Genomic DNA, 19262 nt, shown 5'->3' on the forward strand with positions numbered 1-19262 from the left:
AGGCACCGGTTTTTGGTACCGGCATTCGTAGGTTCGAATCCTGCCGCCCCAGCCAGCCTCCGAGGCCAACAGCAACGTTGCACGCGCGTGGCTCGAGGCGGGCCTGGGCGCGTGGCATTCTGACCGAGCCTCAGCAGCTTACCTCGCATCATTCTCGCTTGCGACACTCGCGGAAGAAGTCGGGGTGAGAGTCGGCAGCTGGTTCCCTTCTGGTCGCTACCCGCAAAGCGGCGCTCGGCGGAACCGTTCTGGTCATTGCGCCGTTGTAACAAATATGATCCTAGAGGTTCGGTTGCGATCGGGAGTCATCCTGGCGCAAGGTTCAGGAGGATGTCGAATGAAAGTGACCGCTTCCATCGCACTCGCAGGGGTTCTGGCGCTGGGGGCTTGCAACAGCAGCCCGTCCGACAAGCTCGCCGACCGGGTCGAAGACGCCGCGGACAACCGCGCCGAGGCGATGGAGGCCAATGCGGCGGCGCTGCGCAACCAGGCCGCGATGCTCGACGGTCGGGCGGATCGGACGCGGGACATCGGCGAAGCGCGCGCGGACGCGATCGAGGCGGCCGACATGAACGTCGCTGCAATGAGCCAGGAGCGGCGCGACGCGATCGTTGCCAACCAGGCCGCGGCTGTTCGCTGATTCACGCGACCGTCGTCCGTCGGACCTGAGCCCGCGCGCATGAAGGGCGCCCTTCGTCGTCTCACCGATTACCTCGGATCGAGTTACTGGTTCGTGCCGTCGATCATGGCGCTGGCGGCCGTGGTGCTCGCCGGCAGCATGGTCTCGCTCGATAGCTTCGTCGGCTCGTCGTGGATGGACGGCTACGTCTGGCTCTACGCCTCGCGTCCCGATGGTGCGCGCCAGGTGCTGTCGTCGGTCGGCGGGTCGATGATCACCGTCGCTGGTACCGTCTTCTCGGTCACCATCGCTGCCGTGGTGTACGCGTCCGGGCAGTACGGACCGCGCCTGCTGACCAACTTCATGCGCGATCGTGGCAATCAGGTGACGCTCGGCACCTTCATCGCCACGTTCCTGTACTGCCTGCTGGTGCTGCGGACGATCCATTCCGCCGAGGAATCGGGTGGCTACGGCTTCGTGCCGAACCTGGCCTTGCTGGTCGGCGTGCTGCTGGCGCTGTGCTCGATCGGCGTGCTCATCTACTTCATCCATCACGTGCCCTCGAAGATTCACATCAACAGCGTCATCGAGGACGTCGGCGACCGATTGCTGCGAAGCGTCGGTGACCGTTTCCCGCACTTCGTCGGCGAGGCGCCGGACGACCAGGGCGACACCAGGTCCGACGTACCCGAGACGTTTCGCGAGGGCTCCGACATAGCGGCGGGGCACGACCGCCGCGAGGTGAAGGCCAAGGAAACCGGCTACATTCAGTTCATCGACGACGAGGCGGTGATGCGGCTCGCGCGCGAGCACGGCCTCGTGCTGCGGCTGCAGTATCAGTCCGGCGATTTCGTCCACGTTGGCCGCGCGCTGCTGGAGGCGGCGCCGCCCAGCCGGTGCGACGACGAGTGCGCGAGCGACCTGCGCGGAGTGTTCACTGTCGGGTCGCGGCGATCGGCGCTGCAGGACATCCGCTTCCTAATCGACGAGCTGGTCGAGATCGCGGCGCGCGCATTATCGCCGGGGGTAAACGACCCGTTCACCGCGGTAACCTGCCTCGACTGGCTCGGCGCCGCGCTGTCCGATCTCGCCACGCGTTCCTTGCCGTCTCACCTGCGGGTGGACGACGACGGCGCGCTGCGCGTGATCGCGCATCCCGAGACGTTCGCCTCGTTCATGGATCGATCCTTCGGCGCACTAGCGCAATATTGCGCGACCGACATGATCGCGGGCCTGCGTTACCTGAACGCGCTGGGGGAGGTGTCGCTGGAGTGCGACCAGCCCGAGCGGCTCGCGACGGTCGAGACGTACGCCGACAAGCTGGAGCAGCTGGCGAGCGAGGGATTGAGCGGCTTCAACCTGCAGCGTATTCGCGACCGGGCGGCGGAACTGCGCCGCGCGCTCGCCGCGCCGGATTACAAGCGACGCCTGCGTGACGGCACCGCCTGGCTCGCCGGGACGGCCTGACCGCTCGACATGCTGACCCCGTTCGATGCCGCCGCGATCCTGATCGTCCTCGCCGCCACGCTCGGCTACCTGAACCATCGTGTCCTGAAGCTGCCATCATCGATCGGGCTGACCGTGATGGGCGCGGTCGCGTCGCTGCTCGTCATCGGCCTCGATCATCTGCTGCCGGGCAGCGCGGTCGGCGAACAGGTGGTCGACTTCATCGACGGCATCGATTTCCATACGACGCTGATGGACGGCATGCTGTCGTTCCTGCTGTTCGCGGGCGCGCTGCACGTCAAATGGGACGACATGCGGCGCGGGCGCTGGCCAATCATCGGTCTGAGCACCGGCGGTGTCTTGTTGTCGACCGCGGTGATCGGCGTTGGCTTCCACCTGATCGCCGGGTCGCTAGAACTGACGATCCCGCTGATCTGGTGCCTGGTATTCGGCGCGCTGATCAGTCCGACCGATCCGGTCGCGGTCATGGGCGTGCTCGGCCGCACCGACGTGACCCCGACGCTGAAGGCGACCGTCGCGGGAGAGAGCCTGTTTAACGACGGCGTCGGCGTCGTCGTGTTCGCGATCCTGCTGGAGGCGGCGCTCGGCACCGAACCGTTGTCGGTCGGCCACGCGGGCGCGTTGTTCCTGCAGGAAGCGGGCGGCGGCGTGCTCCTGGGTCTGCTGGTCGGGTGGGTTGGATTTCGGGGGATGCGGTCGATTGATGAGTACAACGTCGAGGTGATGATCAGCCTGGCAGTGGTGATGGGCGGCTACGCGCTGGCGTCGCAGCTCCACCTCAGCGGCCCCGTCGCGATGGCGGTCGCCGGCCTGCTGATCGGCAACAAGGGCGTGGCCGACGCAATGAGCGACGTGACGCGCGATTACCTGCTCAAATTCTGGTCGCTGATCGACGAGATCCTAAACGCGGTGCTGTTCCTGATCATCGGCCTGGAGGTGGTGGCGATCCCGTGGGATCCGCGCCTCGTCACCCTGGGCGTCGCGGCGGTTCCGTTGGTGCTGCTCGCGCGCGTCGTGGCGGTCGCGGCGCCGCTCACCCTGCTCCGGCCGATCCTGTCGCTCGGACGGCTCGCGCCGATCACGTTGATCTGGGGCGGGCTGCGCGGCGGTATCTCGGTCGCGCTCGCGCTCGGCCTGCCGGACGGGCCGGCGCGCTCGATCGCGCTCGCGGCGACCTACGTCGTGGTGCTCTTCTCCGTGATCGTACAAGGTGGCACGATCGAGCGGCTGCTGCGCCGGGCGGCCGCGCGGGATTGATCCCGAGCGCGCCGCCGTGTCACTGCCCGACGGGGTAGCGCGCCATTCCGCACTCAGCGCACCCGGTGGAGCGAGCTGTTGCATAGCCTGATCACGGCCGTTCACGCGTACCAGCCGGTTCTCGGGCTGTTCTTCATCGTGCTGCTGTTCGCCGCCTTCGCCAGCGAGCGCCTGCCCCCGGTCACCGTCGCGATCGTCGGAGCGGCGGCGATGATGGTGTTCGGGTGGCTGACCCCGCCGCTGGTCACCGCCGCCTTCGCCAATTCGGCGCCGATCACCATCGCCGCGTTCTTCGTGCTGTCAGGCGCGCTGGTCCGCACCGGCACGATCGAGGCGCTCGCCAGCGTCGTCGTGCGCCGCGCGGCCGATGCGCCGCGCAGAACCGTGGCGGAGATGCTCGCGGGTGCCGCGACCGCGCCCGCCTTCATCAACAACACCCCCGTCGTCATCGTGCTGATCCCGCTGGTGCGCCGGTTGGCGAAGACCGTCGGCATCCCGGCGACCCGGTTGCTGATCCCGCTGTCCTACCTGTCGATCCTCGGCGGCACGCTGACGCTGATCGGCACCTCGACCAACCTCTTGGTGGACGGGGTGGCGCGCGCCAACGGGCAAGCCGCGTTCGGTATCTTCGAGATCACCAGCGTGGGGCTCGTCGCCATGGGCGCGGGCGTCGTCACCATGCTGGTGCTCGGCCCCAAGCTGCTCCCCTCCCGTCCCGACAACGACATCGCGGATCGCCACCAGCTACGCTATCTGACGGAACTGACGCTGTCCGACGACGAGGGTGACGACGACCGGTCGATCGCCGATCTGGCGTTCCTGAAGCGCGACGCGGTGCAGTTGGTGGCGATCAGGCGCGGTGCCGAACTGCTGCGCGATCCGCCGCCCGACACGCGCCTCACGCGCGACGACCGACTGGTGCTGGCGAGCTCCGCGGACGAGCTGGACGGCCTCGCGCGCAGCCAGGGCGTGGTGGTCGGGCTGCAGAACGTCGGGCGCGCCATCCGGCTGGCGGAAGACGAGCGCGCCGACGACGTGCGCCTGATCGGCCTGACGATCGCGCCGTCGCACCCGGCGCTCGGGCGCGAGCTGCGCGACATTCCGTTCCTCTCCAACCTGCCGGCCCGCGTGCTCGGGATCGGGCGTGCCCGCCATCTGCCCGGCCCCGATCTGGGCAGCGTGCGCCTGCGCGCCGCCGACAGCCTGCTCGTCGCGGCGGACGCGACCGCGATCGCCGCGCTGCACGAGAACACGCACCTGATCGCCGAGGATACCAGCCACGTCCGCCGCTTCCGCCGCCGCCGCGCGCCGATCGCGGTCGCGACGCTCGCCGGCGTGATCGCCTTGGCAACGTTCGGGGTCATGCCCGTCGTGCTGCTCGCGCTCATCGGCGTCGCGATCGTGCTCGTCACCGGCTGCATCGATCCCGAGGAGGCGTGGCGGTCGATCGACGGCAGCGTCCTCGTTCTCATCTTCGCGATGCTGGGCATCGGCAGCGGGCTGGAGGCGATCGGCACCGTTCGCCTGGTCGTCGACGCGATCGCGCCGTGGCTCGGCGGCTTGTCGCCGCTCATGCTGATCCTGGTGCTCTATTTCCTCACGTCGCTGCTCACGGAAACGGTCACCAACAACGCGGTCGCCGTGATCATGACGCCGGTCGCGATCGGCCTGGCACAGGCGACCGGCAACGATCCCCGCGCGCTGATCGTCACCGTGATGTTCGCCGCCTCCGCCAGCTTCGCGACGCCGATCGGCTATCAGACCAACACCATGGTCTATGCCGCGGCCGATTACCGCTTCTCCGACTTCGTGAAGATCGGCCTGCCGATGAACATGATTGTCGGTGCGACGACCTGCGCGGCGATCAGCTGGCTGTTCGGGTGACCGCGACCGTATCGCTGGCGGAACAAGGCGTGTGACGACCCGTTCGTTGCCCATGCAACCCGCGACGCTTCCGCCGGCACGAAATCCGCTCGACCTGATCGTGGGCAAGCTTCACGCCGCCTCCAACGACTTCTTCCTGCAATTGCCCAACATCGTCGGCGGCGTCGTCTTCGTTCTCGTCGCCTGGTTCGCCGGCAAGCTGATCGCCAAGGGGGTGCGGCGCGCCTTCCATCACAAGGGGCTGATCGACCTCGGCGGCGTGCTGTCGTCGCTGACGTTCGGGCTGGTGGTCGCGGCGGCGGTGATGATCGCGTCGGTGATCATCTTCCCGAGCGTGAAGCCGTCCACGATCATCTCCAGCCTGGGCATCGGATCGGTCGCGATCGGTTTCGCGTTCAAGGACATTCTGCAGAACCTGCTGGCGGGCATCCTGCTGCTGATCAACCGCCCGTACCGCCGCGGCGATCAGATCGTGGTGAAGGATTTCGAAGGCACCGTTGAGCACATCCAGAGCCGGGCGACCCTGATCAAGACCTACGATGGCCGGCGCGTCATCATCCCCAATTCCGACGTCTATACCTCGCCGGTCGTCGTCAACACGGCGTTCGACACGCGGCGCGACCAGTTCGACATCGGCATCGGCTACGGCGACAAGCCCGACCGCGCGATGCGCGTCTTCGCCGAGGCGATCGCCGCGGTCGACGGCGTCGAGGCCGATCCCGCACCCGAGGTGCTGCCCTGGGGCCTGGACGCGAGCTCGGTCACGCTGCGCGCGCGCTGGTGGTCGGAGTCGACGCGCACCAACATCGTTCACCTGCGCGCGCGCGTCATTCTCGCGATCTGGCAGGCGGCGGCCGACAACGGCATCGACCTGCCGTTCCCGACGCAGCAGATCCTGTTCCACGACCAGACGGAAGAAACCGACGGTGACCGGACGCGCCAGCGCGAGGGGTGGCCGGCCGGCGGCAACCCGCCGCGTCCCAGACGCGACGCGCCGGCGAAGGGTAACGACCGGTCGATGGACGACGCCTAGGTGGACAGCGTCGGCGACGTAGCGGCCGCGCGGAGCGATCCCGGCCGCGGGTTGGCACGACTGGCGCTCTACCGATGGTGGCGCCGCGCGATCGTCGGTCGCGTCGATCACGAGGCAGTGGTCAACCGAATCGTCGAAGAAAGCGGCTGGTCGCCGCGCTTCGCCTTCATGACGATGATGTCGGCCGGGATCGCGGTGCTCGGGCTGCTGCTGTCGTCGCCGGCGGTGGTGATCGGCGCCATGCTGATCTCGCCGCTGATGAGCCCGATCCTGGGCTTCGGCTTCAGCCTCGCCTTGTTCGACTTCGCCGAGTTGCGCCGGTCGCTGAAAGCGCTGGCGATCGGCGCCGGGGCCGCGGTCGCGTTCACCGCGCTGATCGTGCTCATCTCGCCGTTGCAGGCGCCGACCGCGGAGATCGTGGCGCGCACTAGGCCGAACCTGTTCGACCTGGCGGTCGCGCTGTTCGCCGCGCTCGCCGGCAGCTTCGCGATCATCCGCGGCCGCGGGGAGACGATCGTGGGCGTCGCGATCGCCACCGCGCTGATGCCGCCGCTCGCGGTCGTCGGCTACGGTGTGGCGACGCGCAACGTGCCGGTCGGGGCAGGGGCGTTCGCCCTGTTCGTCACCAACTTCATCACCATCTCGCTGTCCGCCACCGCGATGGCGCGCTTCTACGGCTTCGGCCATCACCTTTCCCGCCGGCAGAGCTGGACGCAGACCGTGCTGCTGACCATGGTGTTCGTCGTGATGGCGATCCCGCTCGGCATCTCGCTCAACCGCATCGGGCGCGAGGCGGTCGCCGTGTCGCAGGCGCGCACGCTGCTGACCGAGAAGTTCGGCGAGGAAGCGCGCGTCACGCAGCTCGATCTCGACTTCGCGGACGATCCGTTGATCGTGCGCGCGGTCGTCATCGCTCCGCGCGGCGCGATGCAGAAGACGCCCGCGCTCCAGACAGCACTGGCCGAGCGGCTGGGTCGGCCCGTCCGGCTCGACATCGACCAGATCCTGCTCGAACCCGGCGCCGGCGCGATCGACGCGCAGCGCGAGGAATTGCGGCAAGCGAGCGATTTCGCGAAACTGGAGGCGCAGCGCGGCGCGGAACTGGCCCGGCTGGTCGGTCTGATCACCGGCGTGTCGGCAGAGGAGGTGACGATCGACCGCGATCATCACCGCGTGATCGCGTCCGCCTCCGCGCTGCCCGGCGCCAATCTCGACACCTATCACACGCTGGAACGCCGCGCCGAGGCGCAGGCGGAAGGCTGGACCGTATCGGTCGTCCCGCCGCAATCGGCACTGCCCGTCATCGCCTTCGCCGACAACAGCGACGTGCTGGACCAGAGTGCCGCCGCGGCCGTCGCCACCTCGATCTGGGCGGCCAAGCGCTGGAACATGACGGCGCTCGGCGTGCCTGGTCTACCGGTCGGAGATGCCCCGGCGCGCCCGAACCTGTATCAGCGCCGTGCCATCGCGATCGCGTCTGCTCTGCGCGCGGCCGGTATTCGTCCGTCACCGCTGCCACCCGCCGGGCAGCGCTTCCCCCTCACGCCCGTAGTGGATACGCCAGCATGACATCATTTCCCCAGGTTCCCGCATGATCGTCGCCATCGCGCTCGGTATCGCGCTCGTCGTCACGCTCGCGCTGACGTTCAGCCCGTTCGCGCGCCGCGACGCGTGGCGGGCAACCGTGACCCCGCTGGCGTCGATCATCGGGTCGGGCTTCCTCATCTGCGGCCCGCTGCTCGCGCGCGAGTTCGGCAGTGCCGCGATCCTCGCGATGGCGCTGCTGCTCGCCATCGCCTACGCGGCTGGCTGGGTGATCCGCTTCAACATCACCCACGTCGAGAACCACCTGGCGCGGGCGTCGTTCAACGACCCGATCGCCTGGACCGCGCGCGTGACGCAGGGCGTTCTCGCGCTCGCCTACGCGGTGTCGGTCGCTTACTACCTGAAGCTCCTGGCCGAATTCACGCTCAAGCCGGTGGCGATCGACCCGGCGTGGCAATCGGTCGCGGCGAACGGCATCGTGACGGCCATCATCGTCCTGATGACGCTGCTGGCGCTCGGCGGCAATTTGCGCAAAGTCGAGCATCTCGCGCACGGAACCGTGTCGATCAAAATCGGGATCATCGCCGGCATGCTCGTCGCGCTCGCGATCGCCTGGGCGACGGGCGGTACGTCCGATCCCTTGCCGCCGGCGCGGCTCTCCTGGGCCAGTATCCCGATGCTGCTCGGCCTCATCATCACCGTGCAGGGGTTCGAGACGTCGCGTTACCTCGGTCACGATTATTCCGCGGCCGTCAGGATCAAGACGATGCGACACGCGCAGTGGATCGCGTCGATCATCTATCTCGCCTTTATCGCGCTGCTGACCCCGTTCCTCGCGCGCGCGGCTGCGACCGAGGGGGTGGCGGGCATCCTCGACATCATGGAGCTGATCGCACCCGCCCTGGGCCTGTTCGTGCTGGCGGGTGCCGTATCGAGCCAGCTGAGTGCCGCGGTGGCCGACTCGATCGGTTCGGGCGGGCTGGTGAATGAAGTGTCGCGGCGCAAGATCAGCGTGCCCGTCGCCTTCACCCTGGCCGGCGCGCTGGCCATTCTGATCGTGTGGCTGACCGATCCGTTCGAGGTCGTCGCGCTGTCGTCGCGTGCCTTCGCGCTGTTCTACGCCATGCAATGCGTGCTGGCGCTGCTGGTGTCGATCAAGGACAGGACGGGATCGATGGCGCACCGCGTTGGCTTCGTCGCCATCGGCCTGATCTGCCTGGTCGCGGTGTTCGTCGGCGCGCCGGCGGAAGGGTGATGGGGCGGGGTGCCCGGGGCATGTCCCGGGCACCGCGCTATTGCGCGATCGGCAGCGTCGCGGTGACCAGCAGTCCGCCGCCGGTCGCATCGTCGAGCGAGAGCGTGCCGCCGTATAGTTCGGCCAGCTCGCGCGCGATCGCCAGGCCGAAGCCGTGGCCGTCGTGCCGTTCGTCCAGGCGGATGCCCGGGGCAGTCGCGCGGTGCCGGTCCGCCGCGACGATCCCTGGTCCGTCGTCGGCGACCGTCAGCTGCACGTGACGCTTCACGGCAGCGGCGCCGATCGTGACGATCGACGCGGCATGTCGCGCCGCATTGTCGATGAGATTGCCGGCGAGCTCGTCCAGGTCCTGCGGATCGACCGCGACCGCGAGCCCGTCGGGCGCGTCGAGGCTGATCCGGACGCGGCCTTGATGCAGCGCGGTGATCGCGCGCGCGAGATTCGCCAGCGCGGGTGCGATCGCCGTCGCGGCGCGCCGGTTGGCGGTCGCGGCGCGCGCGCGGCCGAGATGATGGCGAAGCGTAGCGTCGATCCTGCGCAATTGCGTCTGCGCGACCGGGTGGTCGCCGAGGTGTAGCGACAGCGTCGCCACCGGAGTTTTGAGCGCGTGCGCCAGGTTGGCGGCGGCAGCGCGCGCGCCGGAGAGCGCGGCTTCATTGTCGGCGGCGAAGGCGTTCAGTTCGCGCGCGAGCGGGGCAAGCTCGGTGGGAAGGTCCTCGGGCACGCGGGTGGCGCGGCCGTGGCGAATCGCCTCCACCGCCAGGCGCAGCGCCGTGACCGGCCGCAGCCCGATCCGCAGCTGCAGGGTCGCCGCGCCGCCGAGCAGCAGTCCGACGATCGCGAGCGACACGGCGAGCGGCGCCATCGCGGCGAGCACCGGCCGGTCGATCAGGTCGCGCGGGACGGCCGCGACGATGCGCACCTCACCGGCAGTCGTCGCGACGTCGGTCGACAAGCCATGTACGCGCGTGCCGTCGCGTAGCCGCCCTTCGAACGGCGCATCGTCACGGTCGAAGGCGGGAGGCGAGGGTTGCCGCGGTCCGGGTGGCGGCACGCGAACCGGTGGGGCATCGACGAGCGCGAGATCGCCACCGCCGCCAGCGGCACCGGTCGAAGTCTCGATCCGCCACGGCTCGTTCGGCGGTATCCTCGCCATCACGCTGGCGAGTTGCGCACGATCGAGCGAGCCGTCGGCCTGCACCGCGCTTCGCAGCGCGACCAGCCGGTCGCCTAGCCGCGCGTCGATATTCCCGGTGACGAAGCGTTCGAGCACGCCACCGATGGCGAAGCCCGCCACCACCAGCGCACCCAATGTCGCCATCAGGGAGAGCGCGAACATCCGGCCAAAGAGCGAGTTGGGCAGCAATCTCACCCGAGCGCGCTCGCGGTCAGGCGATAGCCGCGGCCGCGCACCGTCTCGATCAGCGTGGCGCCGATCTTCTTGCGCAGCCGCCCGACGATCACCTCCAGGCTGTTCGAATCGACGTCGGCGTCGCCCTCGTAGACGCGCTCGAGCAGGTCGAGCCGCTCGATCACCGCTTCCTTGCGCAGCATCAGCGCTGACAGGACCCGCCATTCCGGCGCCGTCAGCCGCAGCGGCAGCCCGTCGAGCTCGAACTGGCCGGTCTGGCTCTCGAACGCCAGCGGTCCGCAGTCCAGCCGCGTCGCCGCGTGCCCCGCCGCGCGGCGCACCAGCGCGCGCAGCCGCATCACCAGCTCTTCGACGCGGAACGGCTTCACCAGATAGTCGTCGGCCCCTGCCTTGAACCCGGCCACCTTGTCCGACCACGCCTCGCGCGCGGTCAGCACCAGCACCGGCAACGTGCGGCCAGCCAGGCGCCAGTCGCGCAGGATGGAGACGCCGTCCCGCCCGGGCAGGCCGAGGTCGAGCACCGCGACGTCGTAGCGCTCGGTCGCGCCCGCGTGGTGGCCGTCGACGCCGTTGGAGAACAGGTCCACCGCACATTGTTCGGCCCGCAGCGCGCGCGCGATCGCGGGACCCAAATCGGTATCGTCCTCGACGAGGAGAATGCGCATGCGACCAGCTACCTTCGCCGCCTAAACCGAAACTGAACCGCGGGGTTCAACGGGGTGTCGAGCGCGGCAGCGTAGACGGTGAACATCGACAAGCAAGGAACGGATCGATGATCGAGAAGCGTAGGTGGAAGAACAATCGCGCGGCCGTTGCGGCGGGCGCGGCGCTGCTGGTGGCGCTGGGCGCGGCGGGCGGCGCGGGTGCGGTGCAGGCGACCCGCCCCGCGATCGAGATGGCGCCGACGACGCGCACCGCGATCGCCAGGCTGCCGTCGAGCAGCGGCGTCGTCACGGTGAAGGGCCAGGTGGCCGAAGTGTTCGGCAATCGCTTCGTCGTGCAGGACGCGAGCGGCCGCGCGCTGGTCGCGGCCGGGCGCGACGCGCCGGGCCGCGTGCGCGTGCGCGTGCGCGTGGGACAACCCGTGATGGTGCAAGGCCGCTTCGCCGACGGGCAGCTCCGCGCGAGCTACCTGATCGACCGGAATGGCGACATCGCGGCGGTCGGCCCGCGTGGTCCTCAGCCGGGCCAGCCGGCCGCGCCCGCGCCGCACGGCCCCGGTCGCGACGGGCCGCCGCCCCCGCCGCCGGGTTGCGCGCCCGCGCCCGGCGCACCCGCGGGCCCGGGCGCCGTTTCGCCGCCGCCACCACCCCCGCCAGCGAGCGGCGCTGGACAGATGCCCAACCACCCCATACCGCCACGCCCCCTCGGGGCTCAGGAGGCGCCCACGAGCGATGGAGTGCCGTCGTCAGGTCCGGTCGGGGCAAACGGCTGACGCATCGTCTCGAGCCAGGCCGTGGGCGTGCGAGCGCCGCGGCTTGGTTCGGTCGACCGAGCGGATCGCAGGTCGCAGTAGACAGTGTCCGAACATCGCCGAGCCGGTGATCGCTCTCCAATCCCGCCAAACGGCCGAACTCGGGTCGCAGAAGCAGCTCGGTCCGCACCGAAGATCAGTCCCCGTGCACGTCCAGCAGCGTGCGCAGCCGTTCGGCATCTTCAGGGGCGGCGGGATTGTAGATGATCATCCCCAGCTCCGGCCTGCCCTCGACGGCGAACGAGGAGAACTCCATCGCGAGCAGCCCCGCATCCGGGTGATGGATACGCTTCACGCCTTCCCCGTACGCGACCACGTCGTTGTCCTGCCACAGCGCGTCGAACTCCGGACTCGTTCGGCACAGCTCCGCCACCAGCGTCGTGACCGCCGCGCTGGTAGTCGCACCCGCGCGTGCCACGTCCGCCCGAAAAGCGCCCACGACGAAGCGGGCGATGCTATCCCAATCCTCGTTCCGGCTGCGCACGTCGGCGCTGCCGAACATCAGCCGGAGGATGTTGCGCCCCTCGCGCGGCAGTTCGGCATAGTCGGTCAGCAGCACCGCCGCCGCCCGGTTCCAGCCGACAACATCCCACATCGCCGTCTTGATGATCGCCGGGCTCAGCACCATCCCGTCGAGCACGCGCTGGAGCCGGGGCGTGATGCCGTCGACCGGTTGGTAGCGCGCCTCGGGGAGGCGACCCAATCCCAGCATGTACAGATGCTCGCGTTCCGGATCGGTCAACATCAGCCCCTTGGCGATACGATCGAGCACGTCGGCCGACGGCGCACCGCCGCGCCCCTGCTCCAGCCAGGTGTACCAGGTGGCACTGATGTTGGCGCGGCTCGCGACTTCCTCCCGGCGCAGTCCGGGCGTGCGCCGCCGACCGCCGCCGAAGCCGAAGGCAGCCGGATCGAGCCGGGTGCGGCGATCGCGTAGATAAGTGCCGAGCTGGTTGGGCGCTTCACCGGCCATGACCGTTCCTGTTGTCAGCTATACTAGGATAAGGTCACTACTGTAACAGGTTCAAGCGCCGCGCGAAATGTCGCTCCAGACGAGGAGGAGATACATCATGCGCGTGTTCCTGACCGGTGCGACCGGCTTCATCGGATCGCACATCATTCCCGTATTGCTCGAACACGGTCATCAGGTGACCGGTCTGACGCGCTCCGACGCGGGTGCTCGCCAGCTCGAAGCCGCCGGCGTCGACGTGCATCGCGGCGATCTGGAACGACCCGAGACGCTCGCCAGCGGCGCGGCGGCGGCGGACGCGGTGATCCACTGCGCGTTCGACCACGATTTCCAGAACTTCGTCGCGAACACCAGAAAGGACGAAAGCGCCATCATCGCCATGGGCGAGGCACTCGAGGGAACGCAGAAGCCGATCCTGATCACCTCGGGCGTCGGGATCGGTACGCCGCTGCATGGCGGTCCGGCGATCGAGGACGTGTTGAACCCGCGCCACGCCAACCCGCGCATCGCGACCGAGCTTGCCGGCGCGGCGCTCACCGCGCGCCGGGTCGACGTGCGCACGATTCGGCTGCCGCAGGTGCACGACACCAGCAGGGCCGGGCTGATCACGCCGCTGGTCGCCGAGGCGCGCCGCGCCGGCGCGGCGGCGTACCTGGACGAGGGGCAGACACGCTGGGCGGCGGCGCATGTCGTGGACGTGGCGAAGCTCTACGTGCTGGCGCTCGAACAGGGCGAGCCGGGCGCGCGGTACAACGCCTCCGTGGAGGAGGGCGTCACCGCGCGCGCGATCGCCGAGGCGATCGGGGAGGGCACCGGGTTGCCGGTGCGCTCGGTCGCGGCGGACCAAATCGAGCGTTACTTCGGCTGGATGGCGCCATTTGCCGGGCTCGACATGACCGCGTCGAACGCGTGGACCCGCGCGCGGCTTGGATGGGAGCCGACCGGCCCCGATCTCCTCACCGACCTCGCCGCAATGGATTATTCGGCGTAGACGACTGCCTGATCGATAGCGGTCGCGCCGGCTACGCGGCGTGAGCGCGCCCCGGCGCCGGCGCCGCGCGCCGGTCAGCGCCGGGGCGGCGGCGCGGCGTCGATCGCGGGACCCAGCGGATCCTTCTTCAGCACCGCCGTGCCCGCGGCGGTGAAGTCCATCAACTGGTCCGCCCCGCTGCTGTAGCGCGGCCAGCGCGGCAGGCCGCGGCCGTTCGGGTCGCCGGTCTTCGCGAAATTGACCAGGTACGCGCTGATCGTGCGCGCCATCCCCCGGTCGCGCGGCGTGGTCGCGTCGCCGTACTTCACGTCGGCGGTGTCGAAGAAATACGGGATGTCGGTCGCGTGGCCCGCGCCCGTCTTGTTCACGCTGTCGGCGACGTAGGAGAAGCGATACTCGTACACCGGCGCGCCCGCGGCAGTGATCGTGCGCGCGAGCTGGCGCGCGCCCGCGACCATGTAGCCGGTGGGACCGCCGATGTCGGCGTCGGTCGCGCCGACCATCACCGGCACCTTGGGGAACGCGCCCGCGCGATAGGCGGTGGCGGGGTCGACCGCGACCTTGCCGTCGGGAAACGGGCTGGAGAAGGTGCGCGGGCGCGACGGGGTGGGAGCCATCGACGCCAGGTTGAGCCCGTCGACCACCTGATCGGCCGGTAGCGCGCGCAGTTTCGCGAGCGCGTTTGGATCGTCGGCGGCGATGCCGTTCGCGGCGGCGAAGGCGACGCCGATCTTCTCCGCACCCGCAAGGCCGCCGGTGCCCATGTTCTCGCCATTGCCGCCCGACATCACCACCGCGCGCGCGAACAGGCCCTTCATCAGCGGCGAGGTGACCATGATGTTGACCGACATGCCGCCCGCGCTCTCGCCCACGATCGTCACGTTGCGCGGATCGCCGCCGAACGCCGCGATGTTGCGCTGCACCCAGCGCAGCGCCGCGATCTGGTCCATGTAGCCGTAATTGCCGAGCCGCCCGTCGTCTGGGTCTTGGGCGGTGAGCCGCGGATGCGCGAAGGTGCCGAACCGGCCGAGCCGGTAGTTGAAGCTGACGACCATCACGCCTTGGCTGGCGAGCGGCGCGCCCGAGTAGGTCGGCGGCGAGGACCCGCCGTTGACGAAGCCGCCACCGTAGATCCACACCAGCACCGGCAACTTGCTGGTCGCGCCCGCGGGCTTCCACACGTTCAGCACCAGGCAGTCCTCCGCGGGCGTGGTGCCGAGCGGGGCGGCGTCGCTTGGGAAGGGAAGCTGCATGCAATCGTGGCCGTACTCGGTCGCCTGCTTGACGCCGGTCCAGCGCGCGGCCGGTTGCGGCGCGCGCCAGCGTAAAGGCCCGACGGGCGGGGCGGCGAAGGGAATGCCCTTCCAGCTCACCACGCCGTTGGCGGTGCTGCCCGCGACCCGACCGGTGTCGGTGGTAGCCACCTGCGCGTGCGCCGACACCGGCAGCATCGCCGCGGCGATCGCGCATGCCGCCAGCTTGAGCTTTCTCATACGTTGCCCTTTCTCTCTGTGCTGGGCGCCGGTTTAACGGCGTTCGCGTACCGGCGCGGCTGAAAAATGGTCGTAGGTCCGGATGACGGTGCGGCTCGCCGCGGCACGCGTCGAGAAAGAAGGGCGACTTTCCCCGGCTGCGGCGTTGTGGGGGATGAGGGAGAAACGTTCGTGCCGCTCAACGTCCTGATCACCGGTGCCAGTGTCGCCGGCAACGCGCTCGCCTGGTGGCTGGGCCGCGACGGCGCGGCGGTGACGGTGGTCGAGCGCGCGCCCGCTTTTCGCGACGGCGGGCAGAACGTCGACGTGCGCGGCGTCGGGCGCGCGGTGATGCGCGAGATGGGGCTGGAGCAGGCCGCGCTCGAGCGGGGAACCGGGGAGACGGGCACCGCCTGGGTCGACGCCGACGGGCGGATCGCAGCGTGCTTTCCGACCGACGAACACACCGGCGACGGACCCACCGCGGAGATGGAGATCCTGCGCGGCGATCTCGCGCGGTTGCTCTACGACGCCGCGTCCGGGCGGGCGCGCTACCGCTTCGGCGACCATGTCACCGCGGTGGCGCAGACGGCGGACGGGGTCGACGTTTCCGTCGCGAGCGGCACGAAAGAACGCTACGACGCGGTGATCGTGGCGGAGGGCGTGGGATCGGCGACGCGCGACCTGGTGTTCCCCGGCGAGAACTGGCCGCGCTGGATGAACCTCGCGATCGCCTACTTCACCATTCCCCGTGCGCCCGACGACGACCGGCTGTGGCGCTGGTTCCACGCACCCGGTGGGCGGAGCGTGTCGCTGCGCCCCGACCGGCACGGCACCACGCGCGCGATGCTGACGGTGCAGAAACCGCCGGGCGGCGAGGAGGGATGGAGCGTGGAGCGGCAGAAGGCGTGGCTGCGCGAGACGTTCGCCGACGCGGGCTGGCAATCGAACCGCGTGCTGGCGGGCATGGCGGAGACCGACGACTTCTACTTCGACACGCTGCGCCAGGTGCGGATGCCGCGTTGGTCGAACGGGCGCGTCGTGCTGTGCGGCGATGCGGCGTGGTGCGTGACGCCGATCGGCGGCGTTGGCACGACGCTGGCGGTGACTGGCGCGCGCGTGCTCGCCGGGGAGATCGCGCGGGGGACGGACCTCGCGACTGCCTTTTCCTGCTACGAGCAAGCGATGCGCCCGATGGTCGAGCAGGCGCAGGGCGTGCCGCGCTTCGCGCCGCGGCTGGCGAACCCGCACAGTCGCGCCGGCATCCGCGCGCTCCACGCCGCGATGGCGTTCGCCAGTCGCCCGGCGGTGCGCAAGATCGCGGGCAGGCTTTCGGGCGGCGAGGGCGCGGAGCCGGACCTCTCGCGCTACGATGCCGACTCGGGCGGGGTGGCGTCACCGGAGGCGAGCGGGTCGGCGCCTGCCGGGCACGGGCGCGCCGTCGCGATCGGGGCGCTCGTTCTCGCGGGCGCGGCGACCGCGGTTATCGCGGGGCGGCGGGTGCGCGCCGCTGCCGTGCCGCAGGGTGACGCGGGGCGCGCGCGATGAGCCGGGTCACGGTCTGGCACGACGGCGCGTGTCCGCTGTGCGCGCGCGAGATCGCGCTGATGCGGCGGCTCGACCGCCACGCGCGAATCGACTTCGTCGACGCGACGACCGGGTCCTGTCCGCTCGACCGGAGCGAGATGCTGGCGCGGCTGCACGCGCGCGAGGATGACGGGCCGATCCTGTCGGGGGCGGAAGCCTTCGCGGCGATGTGGCGCGCGATCCCGCTGCTGCGCCCGCTCGGCCTGCTGGCGCGGAACCGGCGCGTGCTCGGGCTGCTCGACAGGCTCTACGCGCGCTTCCTTCGGGTGCGCCCGCATTTGCAGCGTCTCGTCGCATGAGGCCGCGTCCCGATCCCGTCGCGCCCGGTCAGGAGAGCGTGTGGCGTTACCCGCGACCCGCGGTCGCGCAGGCGAGCACGCGCCACGTCCGCGTCGAACATGGCGGGGTCGTGATCGCCGACACGCGCGCGCCCGTCCGCACGCTGGAAACCAGCCACCCGCCGACCTGGTACCTGCCGCCCGCCGACATCGCCACGAACCTGCTGCGACGGTCGGACCGGCGCTCGTTCTGCGAGTGGAAGGGCGTGGCGACCTACTGGCATCTACAGGTGGGCGGCGTGCTGCTGCGCGACATCGCGTGGAGTTATCTCGATCCGTCGCGCGACTTCACGATGCTGCGCGACCATCTCGCCTTCTACGCCGCGCCGCTCGACCATTGCACCGTCGACGGCGAGCAGGTGCGCCCGCAGCCGGGCGGCTTCTACGGCGGCTGGATCACCGACGACCTGGCCGGACCGTTCAAGGGCGTGCCCGGCAGCAGCGGATGGTAGCGCCGGAGCTGCCGCCGAGCCTCGCCGCGTGGCGCGAGGCGCCGCGCGTGCGTTGCCTGAACGCGGCCGCGGTGGCGCAGAACGGTCGCTACGTGCTGTGCTGGCTGCAGCAGGCGCTGCGCGCGCGCGACAATCCGGTGATCGACGCCGCCGTCCGGCTGGGCAACGCGCTCGGCCGTCCCGTGCTCGTCTACCACGGCGTGCGCGAGGATTACCCTCACGCGTCCGACCGGCTGCACCACTTCATCCTGGGCGCGAGCCGCGATCTGGCGAGCGGGTGCCGCGCGCGCGGCCTGGCCTTCGCCTGCCACGTCGATCGCGTGGAACGGCGCGAGAAGGGGCTGGTGCATCGGCTCGGGCACGACGCGGCGGCGATCGTGCTGGAGGACCAGCCGACCTTCGTGGCGCGCTGGCAGGCGAACCGCGTCGCCGCGCGCGCCGCGGTCGCGGTGCTGGCGGTGAACGCGGCCTGCGTCGTGCCGCCCGCGCTGATCGGCGCCGACGTCCGCGGACGATCCGCCTTCCTGCGCCGGCACGAACCCGAGCGCGACGCCTGGCTGGACAGCGTCGAGGAAGCGCCGGACGTGCGGCGCCACGACGGTCCGCTGCCGTTCGTGCCCGACGAGATCGCTGAAATGGACCTGGACGCGCTGGTCGGCGGATCGGCGATCGACCACAGTCTACCCGCCAGTGCCGCGCATCCGCCCGGCCGGGGCGCGGCGGAGGAGCGGTTGGCGCGGCTGCTGTCGGCGGTGCTGCCCGGCTATTCTTCCACCCGCAACGACGCGACGCGCGGGGACGGGGCGAGTGGGCTGTCGCCGTACCTGCACTTCGGCGTGATCGGCCCGCGTGAGGTCATGGCGCGCGTCGCCGGCGCCGCGGCGGGGGCGCCGCACAAGCGGAAGTTTGCGGACGAGCTGCTCGGCTGGCGCGAGTGGTTCCACCATCAGGCGCGGCAGTTGAACGCACCCGAACGCTACGACCGCGTCGCGGGGTGGGCACGCGCGACGCTGGCCGAGCACGCGGCCGATCCGCGGCCCGACCTCGCCTCGCTGCGCCAGCTGCTGCGCGGCGAGACCGGCGACGAGACGTGGGACGCGTGCCAGCGCCAGTTCATGGCCGAGGGATGGATGCACAACAACCTGCGCATGTACTGGTGCAAGCGGTTGATCGCGCTGACGCCCAGTCCCGAAGCGGCGTGGGCGACCGCCTGCTACCTGAATGACCGGCTGAGCCTCGACGGCCGCGACCCGAGCACCTACGGCAATATCGCCGCCATGTTCGCGGGCGCGCCCTCGGATCACGAGCGGTCCGTGTACGGGCGCGTCGCGACGCGCGGCGATGGTTCCACCCGGCGCCGGGACGGGGGCGACGTGTGGCTCGCGCGTGCCGCGTCGCGACCGGTGCCCGCGGTGTCGGTGCCCGCGACGGTCCCGGTCGACCCCTATCTGACGGGTGAAGTGACGATCTAGGGGGAGGGCGCCGACCGCCGGCCCGCTAAGGGTTACTGGTAACCGCCCTCGTCCTCGCGCTCCTGCGCGGCGTC

Annotated in this window: 17 protein-coding genes; 13 read left to right on the top strand and 4 right to left on the bottom strand. The window is 70.3% G+C overall.

What is annotated here, in order from left to right:
- Window positions 1-337: 337 nt before the first annotated feature.
- From ACFDS6_RS13485 to ACFDS6_RS13515, 7 genes are all read left to right on the top strand, one after another.
- A complete protein-coding gene (locus tag ACFDS6_RS13485; protein WP_375272625.1) occupies window positions 338-640 on the top strand; it encodes a hypothetical protein in 303 nt (100 codons plus the stop codon).
- Between the two features lie 39 nt (window positions 641-679).
- Window positions 680-2086, top strand: coding sequence for a DUF2254 domain-containing protein (locus ACFDS6_RS13490; RefSeq protein ID WP_375272626.1), 1407 nt, complete (start codon window positions 680-682; stop codon window positions 2084-2086).
- A 9-nt stretch (window positions 2087-2095) separates the two neighbouring features.
- Window positions 2096-3343 carry a cation:proton antiporter gene (locus ACFDS6_RS13495; protein WP_375272627.1) on the top strand — a complete coding sequence of 416 codons (1248 nt, stop codon included), beginning with the start codon at window positions 2096-2098 and terminating at the stop codon, window positions 3341-3343.
- 78 nt (window positions 3344-3421) lie between these two features.
- A complete protein-coding gene (locus ACFDS6_RS13500; RefSeq protein WP_375272628.1) occupies window positions 3422-5227 on the top strand; it encodes an SLC13 family permease in 1806 nt (601 codons plus the stop codon).
- A 52-nt stretch (window positions 5228-5279) separates the two neighbouring features.
- Window positions 5280-6260: a mechanosensitive ion channel family protein gene (locus ACFDS6_RS13505; protein WP_375272653.1), complete on the top strand. Its 981-nt coding sequence runs from the start codon at window positions 5280-5282 to the stop codon at window positions 6258-6260.
- Entirely contained in the window at window positions 6261-7829 is a 1569-nt protein-coding gene (locus ACFDS6_RS13510) for a DUF389 domain-containing protein (RefSeq protein WP_375272629.1), read from the top strand.
- A 22-nt stretch (window positions 7830-7851) separates the two neighbouring features.
- Window positions 7852-9060 (top strand): hypothetical protein, encoded by a 1209-nt coding sequence (locus ACFDS6_RS13515; RefSeq protein WP_375272630.1) that lies wholly within the window; start codon window positions 7852-7854, stop codon window positions 9058-9060.
- Window positions 9061-9097: 37 nt separating this feature from the next.
- On the opposite strand, the gene ACFDS6_RS13520 is transcribed toward ACFDS6_RS13515, so the two are convergent.
- Together ACFDS6_RS13520 and ACFDS6_RS13525 are read right to left on the bottom strand one after the other, a co-directional pair.
- Window positions 9098-10432, bottom strand: a complete 1335-nt coding sequence (locus ACFDS6_RS13520; protein ID WP_375272631.1) for an ATP-binding protein — start codon at window positions 10430-10432, stop codon at window positions 9098-9100.
- On the bottom strand, window positions 10429-11097 hold the full coding sequence (locus ACFDS6_RS13525) for a response regulator (protein WP_375272633.1): 669 nt from the start codon (window positions 11095-11097) through the stop codon (window positions 10429-10431). The genes ACFDS6_RS13520 and ACFDS6_RS13525 overlap by 4 nt, the downstream gene beginning before the upstream one ends.
- 107 nt (window positions 11098-11204) lie before the next feature.
- On the opposite strand from ACFDS6_RS13525, the gene ACFDS6_RS13530 reads away from it, so the two are divergent.
- A complete protein-coding gene (locus tag ACFDS6_RS13530; protein ID WP_375272634.1) occupies window positions 11205-11867 on the top strand; it encodes a hypothetical protein in 663 nt (220 codons plus the stop codon).
- A gap of 175 nt (window positions 11868-12042) precedes the next feature.
- On the opposite strand, the gene ACFDS6_RS13535 is transcribed toward ACFDS6_RS13530, so the two are convergent.
- Entirely contained in the window at window positions 12043-12879 is an 837-nt protein-coding gene (locus ACFDS6_RS13535) for a helix-turn-helix transcriptional regulator (protein WP_375272635.1), read from the bottom strand.
- A gap of 97 nt (window positions 12880-12976) precedes the next feature.
- Between ACFDS6_RS13535 and ACFDS6_RS13540 the strand changes: the two genes are divergently transcribed.
- A complete protein-coding gene (locus ACFDS6_RS13540) occupies window positions 12977-13867 on the top strand; it encodes an SDR family oxidoreductase (protein WP_375272636.1) in 891 nt (296 codons plus the stop codon).
- A gap of 74 nt (window positions 13868-13941) precedes the next feature.
- Here the strand turns inward: ACFDS6_RS13540 and ACFDS6_RS13545 are convergent, their stop codons facing one another.
- A complete protein-coding gene (locus tag ACFDS6_RS13545) occupies window positions 13942-15360 on the bottom strand; it encodes a carboxylesterase/lipase family protein (protein WP_375272637.1) in 1419 nt (472 codons plus the stop codon).
- Between the two features lie 171 nt (window positions 15361-15531).
- On the opposite strand from ACFDS6_RS13545, the gene ACFDS6_RS13550 reads away from it, so the two are divergent.
- Genes ACFDS6_RS13550 through ACFDS6_RS13565 form a run of 4 tightly spaced genes read left to right on the top strand, consistent with a single transcriptional unit; the run spans window position 15532 to window position 19188 of the window.
- Window positions 15532-16887 carry an FAD-dependent monooxygenase gene (locus ACFDS6_RS13550; protein WP_375272638.1) on the top strand — a complete coding sequence of 452 codons (1356 nt, stop codon included), beginning with the start codon at window positions 15532-15534 and terminating at the stop codon, window positions 16885-16887.
- The gene (locus ACFDS6_RS13555; protein ID WP_375272639.1) at window positions 16884-17225 is read left to right on the top strand and encodes a thiol-disulfide oxidoreductase DCC family protein; all 342 of its coding nucleotides are present in this window, start codon (window positions 16884-16886) and stop codon (window positions 17223-17225) included. The genes ACFDS6_RS13550 and ACFDS6_RS13555 overlap by 4 nt, the downstream gene beginning before the upstream one ends.
- Complete coding sequence (locus tag ACFDS6_RS13560) at window positions 17222-17716, top strand: DUF427 domain-containing protein (RefSeq protein ID WP_375272640.1); 495 nt, start codon at window positions 17222-17224, stop codon at window positions 17714-17716. Before ACFDS6_RS13555 ends, ACFDS6_RS13560 begins: the two co-directional genes overlap by 4 nt.
- On the top strand, window positions 17710-19188 hold the full coding sequence (locus tag ACFDS6_RS13565) for a deoxyribodipyrimidine photo-lyase (protein WP_375272641.1): 1479 nt from the start codon (window positions 17710-17712) through the stop codon (window positions 19186-19188). The genes ACFDS6_RS13560 and ACFDS6_RS13565 overlap by 7 nt, the downstream gene beginning before the upstream one ends.
- The last annotated feature ends 74 nt before the right edge of the window (window positions 19189-19262 follow it).

Origin of the sequence: Sphingomonas sp. (assembly GCF_042095875.1) — a bacterium.
Classification (GTDB): domain Bacteria; phylum Pseudomonadota; class Alphaproteobacteria; order Sphingomonadales; family Sphingomonadaceae; genus Sphingomonas.

Excerpts from the sequence above, each read along its gene's own strand:
- ACFDS6_RS13490 (WP_375272626.1), top strand. The coding sequence starts at position 680 with ATGAAGGGCGCCCTTCGTCGTCTCACCGATTACCTCGGATCGAGTTAC.
- ACFDS6_RS13515 (WP_375272630.1), top strand. The coding sequence starts at position 7,852 with ATGATCGTCGCCATCGCGCTCGGTATCGCGCTCGTCGTCACGCTCGCG.
- ACFDS6_RS13540 (WP_375272636.1), top strand. The coding sequence starts at position 12,977 with ATGCGCGTGTTCCTGACCGGTGCGACCGGCTTCATCGGATCGCACATC.
- ACFDS6_RS13505 (WP_375272653.1), top strand. The coding sequence starts at position 5,280 with ATGCAACCCGCGACGCTTCCGCCGGCACGAAATCCGCTCGACCTGATC.
- ACFDS6_RS13525 (WP_375272633.1), bottom strand. The coding sequence starts at position 11,097 with ATGCGCATTCTCCTCGTCGAGGACGATACCGATTTGGGTCCCGCGATC.
- ACFDS6_RS13485 (WP_375272625.1), top strand. The coding sequence starts at position 338 with ATGAAAGTGACCGCTTCCATCGCACTCGCAGGGGTTCTGGCGCTGGGG.
- ACFDS6_RS13530 (WP_375272634.1), top strand. The coding sequence starts at position 11,205 with ATGATCGAGAAGCGTAGGTGGAAGAACAATCGCGCGGCCGTTGCGGCG.
- ACFDS6_RS13545 (WP_375272637.1), bottom strand. The coding sequence starts at position 15,360 with ATGAGAAAGCTCAAGCTGGCGGCATGCGCGATCGCCGCGGCGATGCTG.
- ACFDS6_RS13555 (WP_375272639.1), top strand. The coding sequence starts at position 16,884 with ATGAGCCGGGTCACGGTCTGGCACGACGGCGCGTGTCCGCTGTGCGCG.
- ACFDS6_RS13535 (WP_375272635.1), bottom strand. The coding sequence starts at position 12,879 with ATGGCCGGTGAAGCGCCCAACCAGCTCGGCACTTATCTACGCGATCGC.
- ACFDS6_RS13560 (WP_375272640.1), top strand. The coding sequence starts at position 17,222 with ATGAGGCCGCGTCCCGATCCCGTCGCGCCCGGTCAGGAGAGCGTGTGG.
- ACFDS6_RS13495 (WP_375272627.1), top strand. The coding sequence starts at position 2,096 with ATGCTGACCCCGTTCGATGCCGCCGCGATCCTGATCGTCCTCGCCGCC.
- ACFDS6_RS13565 (WP_375272641.1), top strand. The coding sequence starts at position 17,710 with ATGGTAGCGCCGGAGCTGCCGCCGAGCCTCGCCGCGTGGCGCGAGGCG.